Source organism: Epibacterium sp. Ofav1-8 (assembly GCF_022348185.1).
In the GTDB taxonomy this organism is placed as follows: domain Bacteria; phylum Pseudomonadota; class Alphaproteobacteria; order Rhodobacterales; family Rhodobacteraceae; genus Epibacterium.
Map to the genome: position 1 here is coordinate 65,498 of NZ_JAKRFD010000012.1, position 11,764 is coordinate 77,261.

The following is an 11,764-nucleotide window of genomic DNA, read 5'->3' on the forward strand; positions in this document are numbered from 1 at the left end:
TGGCGCGGCGCTGCGCGGCAGTCAAAGACTTTTGATCAAAAAGTGCAAGTGCCTGTCCTGAAACGCGAAAAGCCGCCCCGGAGGAGCGGCCTTTTCGGTTTCGAATGGAGCGGGCGAGGCGATTCGAACGCCCGACCCTAACCTTGGCAAGGTTATGCTCTACCCCTGAGCTACGCCCGCGCTGCCATTCGGTGAAGCGGGGTTTATGAAATCCCGCCGGGGGCTGCAAGCGGAAAATGAAATCCATTGAGACTTTTCTTGGGGTCGTTTTATCACCCAACGGCGCGCGAATGGATGGGCGCGGCGATTGCATCGTCTGATGAAGGTTGCGCCAAAGCTACATCGGAAAACGGTGATGTTATGCTCGACCCTGGGTTGGGCATAGGGAGTTGGTCTCAACTATGTTAAGGACGTTTCTGACTGGGTGAGTTGGAATGACTTTTCAGCAAGGCAACGAATGGCCCCTAAGGTCTATTTGATATAAATGAAACTTCCCTTTCGGGGCGGTGGTTTAGGAGACTCTTCCGTGAAGAAAACTGACTTTTTAAGTGCTTTTTCTAGCGACATTGGCGTGGTTCTACAGTCGGAATTGGCAGCTGACACAGCGCAAAACATGGACCACGGTGAAACACTCACCGGCACTGCAGATGGCGAGCTTATAACGGGCACCAGTACCGATGATGAAATTGATGGCGGTGCCGGGAATGACACGCTGCTTGGCGGTTCGGGGTCGGATGTTCTGGACGGTGGTTCTGGCGACGACTTCATCTTTGGTACGGGCGAGGATGCCTCTGACACAGGTGTCGACACTTTGAACGGTGGTTCGGGGGACGATACGCTGCTTGGTGGCAGCGGTGCGAGCACGTTCTCTGGTGGTTCTGGCAACGATCAGATCACGTCGCTTTCGGGCGCGGACGACATTTCTGGTGGCATCGGGCATGACAGTATCTTTTCCGGTGAGGGGAATGATCGCGTCTTTGGGAATAGTGGCGACGATTTCATCAATGGTGGGGCTGGCAACGATTACCTAAGCGGACACACCGGTGCTGATACGATCTTTGGTGGTCTTGGGCGCGACAGCATCCGTGGTGGTTCAGGCAATGACAGCCTGATCGGTCAGGGCGGCAATGACATCATCGATGCCCATGACGGCGACGATTTTGTTCAGGGCGACATCGGAGAAGACAGCCTCGATGGGGGCGCTGGGAATGACACATTGGACGGCGGGATCGGTCACGACAGCATTCTTGGCGGTGCCGGTGATGATGAAATTTCGGCCGGTCGCGGAAACGATACTGTTTTCGCCGGAGAGGGAAATGACACCATCTCGAGCTGGGGGTTCGGCTCGACCCCCATAGGTGCAAATTATATTGATGGTGGGGCAGGCGACGACGACATCGAGGGCGCTTCGGGCAATGACACACTGATCGGAGGTGCCGGCAATGATACCATTAATGCGCGCAGTGGCGTGAATGATGTTTCTGGTGGCGATGGAAACGATTATGCTTACACTTCCGGCGACGGATCGACAATTCGCGGCGACGATGGTGATGATACAATCTCCGCCACATATGTAGATGATACGCGCCTCTATGGCGGCACAGGTGACGACGTCATTGTGTTCTCTGGGAACAATACGATCGCGTATGGCGGCGAAGGGAACGACCATATCACAATCGGCGGCTACTACTACGCCAATGAAACTACCGGCGAAGCCCGGGGTGGTGCAGGGGATGATCTGATCGAAGGATCATGGTTGGACGATGTGATCTACGGTGGCACCGGAAACGATAGCGTCGACGCAGGTCAAGGCGATGACAGTATTTTCTCATTTGGAGGCAACAACGTGCTCGACGGTGGTGCGGGCGCAGACACATTCTATTTTGGTGGCGCTGCCGGGGTTTCGACGATTGTTGATTTCGATGCCGAAGAAGACAGCCTGGTGTTCGATGCTGACGGTTCGGACTCCGCCGACGACTATGAACAGTTGTCCGCATCTCTGGCGCAGCAGGTCGGTACAGATGTGTACATCTACGCCTCTGTACCCGTGAGCGAAGGTAGCAGTACGATGGTGCCTCATGTGATTATTCTGCAAGAGGTCACTCTGGCTGATCTGACTGCCAATGACATCTTGTTGAGCTGATCCAAATTTGCGCTGGTGTGCCCTTAACTCGGCAACGCCAGCGCCGCAGCCTGAATTCTATGGTATCGCACAGGCCCGTGAGGGCGCAGTGTCGCATTTGGTTGCGCTTGGTGGGGCGCTACCGTGAGTATGCTGGTGGCATAAAAAAACCGCCCAGAGGGCGGTGCTTTTATTCGAATGGAGCGGGCGAGGCGATTCGAACGCCCGACCCTAACCTTGGCAAGGTTATGCTCTACCCCTGAGCTACGCCCGCGCTGCCATTCGGTGAAGCGGGGTTTATGAAATCCCGCCAAAGGCTGCAAGAGGAAAAATGCGAATTGGCGGAAATTCTTGCGGCAGGACCCGCGTCGCGCCGGGGCAGGGCGTGCTGTTTCACGGAGGCGGGGGAATGCGAAAGGCCGCCCCGACGACGGAGCGGCCTTTTCGATGTCGAATGGAGCGGGCGAGGCGATTCGAACGCCCGACCCTAACCTTGGCAAGGTTATGCTCTACCCCTGAGCTACGCCCGCGCTGCCATTCGGTGAGACGGGATTTATAAAACCCCGCCGGGGGCTGCAAGGGCAAATCCCATCTGGGCGCGGATTTTTCTCATGTGCAGACGCCGGCGACGGATCTGGGCGCTACGACCGTATCACGGAACAGGAGATCACAGCAGGCACAGCCGGGAGAGATGACATGAGCGTTTGGGATACGGTGCGGACAGGGGCCCTGGCGGGCGCCCTGATGCTGGCGGGCGTGGCGCAGGAGGCGGGGCAGGGTGCGCCGCAGGCGCGTATCCCCGAGGCGCCGTCGGTGCAGCTCGACCCGCTCGCGCCGGTGCAGCCGGAGGCCACCACAACCGCCCCGGATCTGCGCCTGAGTGGCCGGGTCGGAGCCGATGTGCAGGGATAACCTGCGCGTCATCCTCAGCTTAGGACGGACACCGGACCCAAGGCGCGATGGCGTTTTGATGCTGTCCTCTGGGGCGGCGCTACTTGACCGGCACCTTGTGTTTCTTCAGGGCCTTGGTCAGTTCCTTGTCGACCAGCGACATCAGCGCCTTGTCCTTGGCGGCGGCCTTGGCGGCCATATCGGTCATCTGGGCCTCGCTTTCCTTGCCGGTGGCGCGCGAAATGATGGCGCCATAGCCGACCTTGAGGCTTTCGTCGCTGACCTTGTTCATCACCTCCGCCCAGAGTTTCGCCTTCAACGTATTGGGGATGTCGTTTGTCTTGGCGATCTTGGCGAGACGATCCGGGAAGATCTTGCCTTGCAGGACCTCCTTGTTCTTGTAGGCCCATTTCTTCTGGAAACCGCCGAGGTTCTTCACCAGCCCGCCCAGCAGGGCGGAATAGAGGATCGAGGTCACGATCGCCTGGAATTCCTTTTCGGTCGGGGCCTTGCCGCTCTTCATGATGCGGCCCAGTTCCTTGACCGCTTCGCCCAGCACGGTCTTGATCACCTCCTGACCCGAGCCGGCCAGGTAGTTGGCGATGAACTTCTGCATCTGCTTGGTGCTGAGGAAGGCCACCTTGCCGGCCAGTTTCGGCGCCACCCATTTGGCGGCGTCGTCGCAGAACCCCAGCGGGATCTTGCTGCCGATGCCACCGGTCAGCCCGCCGACGGTGCCGTCGATCACGATCGACTGGATCGAGCCCCAGACCGTCACCTTCTGGCCGCTGGCGTGTTTGCCCAGCTCCTGGCTGGCGCTTTGCAACACGCCGACCCCGGCGCCGGAGGCGATCGCCGCGCTGCCCGCGGACATGCCCGCCCCGGTGACCAGCACCGGCGCTGCCAGGGCGCCCACCACCGCAAAACAGGCCGCCGAGGACACCGTCAGCACCGTGGCCGTGGTCTGGGCGGAGCCGGTGAACTCCTTGAGGAACCGCAGCAAGTCGGCGTTGAAGGCGCCAATGGCTTTCTCCGCCTCCGGCAGCGCCTCGTTGATCAGTTTCAGATCCTTGGACACCATCGCCCGTTCCAGCTTGCCGCTGGCAGAGATCGACCGCAGGCAGAGCTTGTTCTTCGGCATTTCGACCGACCCGGCCTGCAGGATGATGGCCTGCGCCACCGCATCCAGGACCCCGTCCTTCATCTGCGCCACATCGAGATAGTGCCGGTAGGTTTCCAGCGCGTTGTCGTGGTTGCGCAGCAGCGATTTCATATAGGGGGTCAGGCGCTTGATCACATCAGCCTTGACGCTTTCGAATTCCTTCGGCGTGCAGAGGATCTTCTTGCCGCGGAAGTTCACCTCCACCATCGGCTCCTTGGCGGCCTTGGCCTCTTCGGCGAGCTGCTTCTTGTAGCCCGGCAGCAGCATCTTGAAGGTGCGCCCGCCGGGATCGACCACCTTGTCGGGATGTTTGAACCCGGCCTTCTTCTGAAAGGCGGCGATCGCCTTCAACAGCCCCGCGTCCATTTTCTTGGAGGTGCCGAGCGGGCCGATCTTGTTGGCTTCGAGCATCTGGCGCACCAGCAGCACATCGGCGGGCTTGTTCTTGACCTCATCGCCGGAACTATGACGGGGCGACAGGCCCACCGGAGCGGAAAGTTTTGCAGACGACATGAGCCAACCTCGGAAACAGATAGATCAATAATGAATGGCGACAGTTTTGGGGCACGGATCAAAAGGTGCAAGCTTGACAGGCGGGAATTGACGCAGCCCCGGGCAATTTTCCCCGGAGTCGGGTCAGTAATGCTGACCCGTTCGCCCGCGTCGCGATCGCCGGTCCGCCTGGGTCTTGCGGGCAGCGCTGAAATCTGTGGCGCAATCGCCGCACTCCTGGGGCTCGCGGGACCGTGATCCCGCGGCGCAGGCAAACTGCGCTACCGCGGTGACTTCAGCCGCCACAGGAGCCCCCGGATGCCCGACCGTTCAGAGCAGATCGCGTTCCACCGCCTTTCCGACATCGCGCCGGAGGAGATCACCGCGCATATGTCCGACCCGCGTCTGCGGGACCATATGCCCCTGCTCGACGGGGTGCGCTGGGATGCCGCCACCACCGAGAAATTCGTCGCCGGCAAAGAGCGCTGTTGGGCGCAGGACGGGCTGGGGCATTGGGCCTTTGTGGTCGGAGGGCGCTATGTGGGCTGGGGTGGCTTCGAGAAAGAAGGCGACGACTGGGATTTTGGCCTCGTGCTGCGCCCGGATGCGTTTGGCCTCGGCCGGCGCATCGCCGACAAGGCACTGCAGTTTGCCCGGAAAGACCCGCGCATTCCCTATGTGACCTTCCTGCTGCCCCCCAGCCGCCGCCACCTCGGCGCGCTGCGGCGCCTGGGCGCGCAGGAGATCGGGATGGTGCCGTATCAGGGGGCGGAGTTTCGCAAATTCAGGCTGCTGACCGGCGCGGATGCCTGACCGGCGCGGAAGCCTGAGCGGCCCCCTGACACGCGGCCTCCTGACACCCCAGCTATGATGACCTGAGACGCGCCCATGAAAAAGCCGCAGCCCCGGTGGGGAGCTGCGGCTCAATCCTGGCATGTGGCGTGGATCACTCCAGCTCGACCAGCAGGTCCTTGGCGTCGATCTGACCGCCGGGCTGGACGTGCACGGCCTTCACCACCGCGTCGCGCTCGGCATGCAGGCCGGTTTCCATCTTCATCGCCTCGATGGTCAGCAACAGGTCGCCCTCGTGCACCTGCTGGCCCACCTGCACCCCGATCGAGGCCACGACACCGGGCATCGGCGCGCCGACGTGGTTGGCATTGCCGACCTCGGCCTTGGGGCGCTGCGCGGTGGAGGATTTCACCAGACGGTTGGGCACCCGGATGACACGTGGCTGGCCGTTCAGTTCAAAGAACACCTTCACCTCGCCCTGTTCATCGGTCTCGCCGATGGCTTGCAGGCGGATTTCCAGCGTCTTGCCCGGATCGATCTCGGCGGTGATCTCGTCACCCGGCTCCATGCCGTAGAAGAACGTCCGTGTCGGCAGCGCGCGCACCGGACCGTACTGGCGGTGGCGCCCCATGTAATCCAGGAACACCTTGGGATACATCAGATAGCCGTTCAGATCCTCGTCATCGACCTTGAAGCCTTCGAGCTCCTTGGACAGCTCCGCGCGGGTGTGCTCAATGTCGACAGGCTCCAGATGCGCGCCGGGGCGTTCCAGATTGGGCGCCTCGCCCTTCAGCACCTTCTTGACGATGCCCTCGGGGAACCCGCCCGGAGGCTGGCCGAGGTTGCCGCGCATCATGTCCACCACCGAGTCGGGGAAGGAGACGTCGGTTTTGGGGTCTTCGACCTGCGCGCGGGTCAGGCCCTGAGAGACCATCATCAGCGCCATGTCGCCCACCACCTTGGAGGAGGGGGTCACTTTGACGATGTCACCGAACATCTGGTTCACATCGGCATAGGTCTGGGCGACCTCGTGCCAGCGCTCCTCCAGGCCGAGGCTGCGCGCCTGTGCCTTGAGGTTGGTGAACTGGCCGCCGGGCATCTCGTGCAGATAGACCTCGGAAGAGGGCGCCTGCATGCCGGATTCAAAGGCCGCGTAATGGGCGCGCACATCGTCCCAATAGTCCGAGATCTCGCGCACCGCGCCGATGTCGAGACCGGTGTCGCGGTCGGTATGGCGCAGGGCCTCGACCACGGTGCCCAGCGTCGCCTGCGAGGTATTGCCGGAGAAGGCATCCATGGCGCAGTCAACCGCATCGACGCCGGCCTCGGCGGCGGCAAGGATGGTGGCCACGGCGACACCGGCGGTGTCATGGGTGTGGAAGTGGATCGGCAGGCCGACCTCTTCCTTCAGCGCCTTGATCAGCTGACGCGCGGCGACCGGCTTCAGCAGGCCGGCCATGTCCTTGAGGCCCAGCACATGCGCGCCCGCGGCCTCCAGTTCCTTGGCCATGCCGACGTAGTATTTCACGTCATACTTGGCCCGCGCCGGATCGTTGATGTCGCCGGTATAGCAGATGGTGCCTTCGCAGATCTTGCCGCTCTCAACCACCGCATCCATGGCGACGCGCATGTTCTCGACCCAGTTGAGGCTGTCAAACACGCGGAAGACGTCGATGCCCTTGGCGGCTTCCTTGACGAAGAACTGCACCACATTGTCGGGATAGTTGGTGTACCCCACCCCGTTGGAGCCGCGCAGCAGCATCTGCGTCATCAGGTTCGGCATCGCGTTGCGCAGGTCGCGCAGGCGCTGCCACGGGCATTCCTGCAAGAAGCGATAGGCCACATCGAACGTCGCCCCGCCCCAGCACTCGACCGAGAACAGCTGGCTGAGGTTCTGCGCATAGGCCGGCGCCACCTTGATCATGTCATGGCTGCGCATGCGGGTGGCCAGCAGGGACTGGTGCCCATCGCGCATGGTGGTGTCGGTGAGCAGCAGCTGCCGCTGCGCCTTCATCCAGTCCGCGACCGCCTTGGCACCTTTTTGTTCCAACAGGTTACGGGTGCCATAGGGCAGGTTGCCCTTGTCGACCTTGGGCGCGCGTGGCTCCTTCAGGTCGGGATGCGGCGCGGCGCGGCCCTCGGTTTCCGGGTGACCGTTGACGGAGATATCCGCGATATAGGTCAGCACCTTGGTGCCCCGGTCGCGGCGCTTGGCGAACTGGAACAGCTCCGGCGTCTCGTCGATGAACTTGGTGGTGTATTCATTCGACAGGAAGGTCGGATGCTTCAGCAGGTTCTCGACAAAGGCGATGTTGGTGCTGACACCGCGCACGCGGAATTCGCGCAGCGCGCGGTCCATACGGGCGATGGCCTTTTCCGGTGTCGGCGCCTTGGCCGTCACCTTGGTCAGCAGGCTGTCGTAATAGCGCGTGATCACCCCGCCCGCATAGGCAGTGCCGCCATCCAGACGGATGCCCATGCCGGTGGCCGAGCGATAAGCCGTGATGCGGCCATAGTCGGGGATGAAGTTGTTGAGCGGATCCTCGGTGGTCACCCGGGTTTGCAGCGCGTGGCCGTTGAGGGTGATATCGCCCTGGCTGGCCTTGCCGGTGGCCTCTGCCAGCGTCTTGCCCTCGGCGATCAGGATCTGCGCCTGCACGATGTCGATGCCGGTGACTTCTTCGGTGACGGTGTGTTCCACCTGCACCCGCGGGTTCACCTCGATGAAGTAGAAGTTGCCGGTCTCCATATCCATCAGGAATTCGACGGTGCCCGCACATTCATAGTTCACATGTTGGCAGATCTTGCGGCCCAGATCGCAGATCTCTTCCCGTTGCGCATCCGTCAGATAGGGCGCGGGCGCGCGTTCCACGACCTTTTGGTTGCGGCGCTGCACGGAGCAGTCGCGCTCAAACAGGTGGTAGATCTCGCCGTGTTTGTCGCCAAGGATCTGCACCTCCACGTGGCGAGCGCGGGTGATCATCTTTTCGAGATACCCTTCGCCATTGCCGAATGCGGCTTCGGCCTCGCGGCGACCTTCCAGAACCTTTTCTTCCAGCTCGTCGTCCGAGTGGATCGGGCGCATGCCGCGTCCGCCGCCGCCCCAGCTCGCCTTGAGCATCAGGGGATAGCCGACCTCTGCCGCTTCCTTGCGGATCGCGTCCATGTCATCGCCGAGCACCTCGGTGGCGGGAATGACCGGCACGCCGGCCTCGATCGCCACGCGGCGGGCGCTGGCCTTGTCGCCCAGGGCGCGCATGGTCTCGGCCTTGGGGCCGATAAAAGTGATGCCGTTGCGCGCGCAGGCATCCACAAAATCGGGGTTTTCCGACAGCAGGCCATAGCCCGGGTGGATCGCATCGGCGCCGCATTCCTTGGCAACGCGAATGATCTCGTCGATCGACAGGTAGGCGGCAACCGGGCCGAGGCCCTCGCCGATGCGATAGGCTTCGTCCGCCTTAAAGCGGTGCAGGCCCAGTTTGTCCTCCTCCGCATAGACGGCCACGGTGCGTTTGCCCATCTCGTTGGCGGCGCGCATCACACGGATGGCGATTTCGCCTCGGTTGGCAATCAGGATCTTGTTGAACTCAGTCATCTCTCCCCCGGGGTCTTGATGGATGGCGAAGTGGTAACGGCTGTATGACACGCAGAACATCCCGGCTTGTGGGTATCTGCGGCATGATCGCGTTCACTTGCGCCCCTTTTTCTTGAATTTCGGCGGATGGGAGTGCCGAAACGCGAAGGTTGCGCCGGAAATTCCGGCGTTCTGCCGCCACGGAAGGCCGTTTGGGAAGGCGGGCTGGCGTTGTTTTACCGATCCCGGGGCGCGGGTGCACGCACTTTTTTGCAGTGCAGCATTTCGCCCCTGTGCTTTGGAGGCGTTAACCACTCTTAAGGATAGTGCTTCTATTCGAGAGGATTTCGGATAAATTTTAATCAACAGCACCGGATCTGCAAAACGCGATCCCCAAAGACCACCGCAAACCAAGGTCACAGCCACACGCACCAAGGAACACCGAGATGCACCGCTTTGTCTATGTCAGCACCGCCAGCCAGGATCTCACCGCGCATCAGATCGCGGATATCGCAGGCACCTGTCATCGCAACAACCGCAAGGCCGGGCTGACCGGCATGTTGCTGGCGCATCAGGGGCGGTTCCTGCACATTCTCGAAGGCGACGAAGCTGCCATCCGCCGCCGCGCCCAGAAAATCCAGGATGATCCGCGCCACCGCGATTTCGAGGTGCTGCAAGCCCGCGAAATTCAGATGCGCGCCTTTACCGACTGGGTCTTTGTGCATGAAACACCCGAGGCGCTGCCGCTTCTGGGCGGCGAGAATATCGCGCCGCTGCGTGCTTTGCTGCCGATCAACAGCGCCCTGCGCGGTCGCGATCTGACGGTGCGCCATCTGGTGCGCGACTTCCTGGCCAGCTTCAGACAATTGCTGGCGGCCTAAGGCCGGGCGCGTCAGCGCGACACCGATAACAACCAGTCTGACCCGGGGGGGATAGGCGGGGGAGGCGCGGTCCTTGGGCGAGGATCGCGCCTAAACTTTTGGGGGCTCAGTCCAGATGCAGGCGCCTGAGGTCGCGCAGCTCTGCCAGCGTGCCGATGCCCAGCTGTCCCATATTGGCGCTCAGATCCTTGCTCAGGATGTCATGCAGATGCGCCGGTCCTGCCGCACCCAATGCTGCAAGCGCATAGTGCCACGCCCGCCCCAGCATCACAAAATCCGCCCCCAGCGCCATGGCGCGCAGGATATCCAGCCCACCCTCAATGCCGCTATCCAGGATCAGCGGCAGGCGGGTGGCGGCGCACATCTCTTCCAGCACCTCGATCGGGGCAGGGGCCGCATCAAACTGACGGCCCGCGTGGTTGGAGATCCAGATCGCATCAACCCCTGCCGCCTCCAGCCGGGGCGCGTCGCGCGCATCCAGCACGCCCTTGACCACCAGCGGCCCCTCCCAATGATCGCGCAGCCACTGCAGGTAATCCCAATCCGGCGCAGTGCGCAGCAAATAGCCAATGTGCGCGGTCGACGACAGCGCCGAGGCCGCGCCCTCGATGTATTTGTCCAGCGTGCGCATATGCGGCATGCCGCCATCGCCCCGATGCTGCCGCGCCATCCCCAGCGCCCATGTGGGGCGCATCGCCACCTGTGCCAGCAGGCGCGGGGTCAGCCGGGGTGGCTGTGTCAGCCCCGACCGCACCTGCCGTTCCCGGCGCGAGGCCACCGGCACATCAACCGTCAGCACCAAGACCTTGAACCCGGCCGCACGGGCGCGTGCCAGCATATCCTTGCGGATGCCTTCATCCTTGGGCGGATACATCTGAAACCAGCCCTGTTCCCCCAGATGCGGGGCCAGATCCTCGGGGCTTTGGCTCGCCACTGTCGAGAGCCCATAGGGGATCTGGGTTGCCGCCGCATGACGGGCCAGATGACCTTCGGCGTCGGGCCAGATCAGCCCCGACATCCCCACCGGCGCAATACCAAAGGGGCGCGGCAATCTGGTGCCAAACAGCGTGGTGCTCAGGTCCACCTCCTGCGGCCCACCCAGGATCGCAGGCATCAGCCCGATCCGGTCAAGGCAGCGGCGATTGCGTGCCTGCGTGGCTTCTCGCCCGGTGGCGCTGTCGAGATACTCCCAGACAAAGCGGGGCAGGCGTGCGCGGGCCTTGGCGCGCAGATCATCAAGGCCGGGGAAACGTTGATCCAAACTCATGCCCGCCATCATTGGCGTTTCGGCGGCCCTGTCCAGCCCCCTCCCGCACCGGCGCGGAGCGGGCTGGCGTCAGGCGGCCAGTTGCGGCGTGAACCGCGGCAGCAGATCGCGCAACCCGCGCCGCTGTGGCTGGGGCCGCAGCGCATAGAGGGAGCCGAGCGCCTGCCGGGCATCCTCCGGCAGCTGATCCGGCAGCAGCAGGGCCATGGGCGTCTCCGGATAACAGCGCAGGCCCGCGGTTGTATCACTGATCACGGTGATGTCGTGATGACGGGCATCCGTCCGGATCGCGGCAAAGCGGGCGGCGACGGCCGCCTCCGGACCTTCGAGGATTTGCAGGAACGCACCATCGGAAAACACCAGCGCGCCGGTCAGCCCGCAGGCGGCATTCTTGCGCCGCGATTTCTCGACGATGGCGGCGGTCTTTGCCTCCGTCATCGAGGTCAGGGCGTGGCTCAGGTACATCAATCGGCGCATGGTGGCTCTACTCTCTCCGCATCCGGCGCGGTGTCCCGAGTTCTACAGACCGCGCTGCGCAGATGCGAGGTCCCATCGGCGCAGCACCGCCCGCATTCGACCAGCG

At 62.6% G+C, this 11,764-nt stretch carries 9 protein-coding genes and 3 tRNA genes; 4 read left to right on the forward strand and 8 right to left on the reverse strand.

Going from position 1 to position 11,764, the window contains the following annotated elements:
* Nucleotides 1-105: 105 nt before the first annotated feature.
* Nucleotides 106-180: transfer RNA gene (locus MHM97_RS17945), tRNA-Gly, on the reverse strand.
* Nucleotides 181-526: 346 nt separating this feature from the next.
* Between MHM97_RS17945 and MHM97_RS22835 the strand changes: the two genes are divergently transcribed.
* Complete coding sequence (locus MHM97_RS22835) at nucleotides 527-2,143, forward strand: calcium-binding protein (RefSeq protein WP_370645758.1); 1,617 nt, start codon at nucleotides 527-529, stop codon at nucleotides 2,141-2,143.
* A 178-nt stretch (nucleotides 2,144-2,321) separates the two neighbouring features.
* On the opposite strand, the gene MHM97_RS17965 is transcribed toward MHM97_RS22835, so the two are convergent.
* Nucleotides 2,322-2,396: transfer RNA gene (locus MHM97_RS17965), tRNA-Gly, on the reverse strand.
* A gap of 181 nt (nucleotides 2,397-2,577) precedes the next feature.
* Nucleotides 2,578-2,652 (reverse strand) — tRNA-Gly (locus MHM97_RS17970).
* Nucleotides 2,653-2,818: 166 nt separating this feature from the next.
* On the opposite strand from MHM97_RS17970, the gene MHM97_RS17975 reads away from it, so the two are divergent.
* On the forward strand, nucleotides 2,819-3,034 hold the full coding sequence (locus MHM97_RS17975; protein WP_239323995.1) for a hypothetical protein: 216 nt from the start codon (nucleotides 2,819-2,821) through the stop codon (nucleotides 3,032-3,034).
* 79 nt (nucleotides 3,035-3,113) lie between these two features.
* Here the strand turns inward: MHM97_RS17975 and MHM97_RS17980 are convergent, their stop codons facing one another.
* Nucleotides 3,114-4,688 carry a hypothetical protein gene (locus MHM97_RS17980; protein WP_239323997.1) on the reverse strand — a complete coding sequence of 525 codons (1,575 nt, stop codon included), beginning with the start codon at nucleotides 4,686-4,688 and terminating at the stop codon, nucleotides 3,114-3,116.
* Between the two features lie 297 nt (nucleotides 4,689-4,985).
* Here MHM97_RS17980 and MHM97_RS17985 point away from each other — a divergent pair, with 297 nt between their 5' ends.
* Nucleotides 4,986-5,480, forward strand: coding sequence for a GNAT family N-acetyltransferase (locus MHM97_RS17985; RefSeq protein WP_239323999.1), 495 nt, complete (start codon nucleotides 4,986-4,988; stop codon nucleotides 5,478-5,480).
* Between the two features lie 133 nt (nucleotides 5,481-5,613).
* On the opposite strand, the gene MHM97_RS17990 is transcribed toward MHM97_RS17985, so the two are convergent.
* Together MHM97_RS17990 and MHM97_RS17995 are read right to left on the reverse strand one after the other, a co-directional pair.
* Nucleotides 5,614-9,054 carry a pyruvate carboxylase gene (locus MHM97_RS17990; protein ID WP_239324010.1) on the reverse strand — a complete coding sequence of 1,147 codons (3,441 nt, stop codon included), beginning with the start codon at nucleotides 9,052-9,054 and terminating at the stop codon, nucleotides 5,614-5,616.
* Between the two features lie 93 nt (nucleotides 9,055-9,147).
* A complete protein-coding gene (locus MHM97_RS17995) occupies nucleotides 9,148-9,459 on the reverse strand; it encodes a hypothetical protein (RefSeq protein ID WP_239324012.1) in 312 nt (103 codons plus the stop codon).
* A gap of 20 nt (nucleotides 9,460-9,479) precedes the next feature.
* Here MHM97_RS17995 and MHM97_RS18000 point away from each other — a divergent pair, with 20 nt between their 5' ends.
* Nucleotides 9,480-9,914 carry a BLUF domain-containing protein gene (locus MHM97_RS18000; RefSeq protein WP_239324015.1) on the forward strand — a complete coding sequence of 145 codons (435 nt, stop codon included), beginning with the start codon at nucleotides 9,480-9,482 and terminating at the stop codon, nucleotides 9,912-9,914.
* Nucleotides 9,915-10,020: 106 nt separating this feature from the next.
* On the opposite strand, the gene MHM97_RS18005 is transcribed toward MHM97_RS18000, so the two are convergent.
* Nucleotides 10,021-11,181 (reverse strand): alpha-hydroxy acid oxidase, encoded by a 1,161-nt coding sequence (locus MHM97_RS18005; protein WP_239324017.1) that lies wholly within the window; start codon nucleotides 11,179-11,181, stop codon nucleotides 10,021-10,023.
* A gap of 69 nt (nucleotides 11,182-11,250) precedes the next feature.
* The gene (locus tag MHM97_RS18010; RefSeq protein WP_239324019.1) at nucleotides 11,251-11,658 is read right to left on the reverse strand and encodes a BLUF domain-containing protein; all 408 of its coding nucleotides are present in this window, start codon (nucleotides 11,656-11,658) and stop codon (nucleotides 11,251-11,253) included.
* Nucleotides 11,659-11,764 lie beyond the last annotated feature (106 nt).

Bases quoted from the DNA above. Each gene is read 5' to 3' on its own strand.
- MHM97_RS17975 (WP_239323995.1), top strand. From the start codon at position 2,819: ATGAGCGTTTGGGATACGGTGCGGACAGGGGCCCTGGCGGGCGCCCTG.
- MHM97_RS17980 (WP_239323997.1), bottom strand. From the start codon at position 4,688: ATGTCGTCTGCAAAACTTTCCGCTCCGGTGGGCCTGTCGCCCCGTCAT.
- MHM97_RS17985 (WP_239323999.1), top strand. From the start codon at position 4,986: ATGCCCGACCGTTCAGAGCAGATCGCGTTCCACCGCCTTTCCGACATC.
- MHM97_RS17990 (WP_239324010.1), bottom strand. From the start codon at position 9,054: ATGACTGAGTTCAACAAGATCCTGATTGCCAACCGAGGCGAAATCGCC.
- MHM97_RS18000 (WP_239324015.1), top strand. From the start codon at position 9,480: ATGCACCGCTTTGTCTATGTCAGCACCGCCAGCCAGGATCTCACCGCG.
- MHM97_RS18005 (WP_239324017.1), bottom strand. From the start codon at position 11,181: ATGAGTTTGGATCAACGTTTCCCCGGCCTTGATGATCTGCGCGCCAAG.
- MHM97_RS18010 (WP_239324019.1), bottom strand. From the start codon at position 11,658: ATGCGCCGATTGATGTACCTGAGCCACGCCCTGACCTCGATGACGGAG.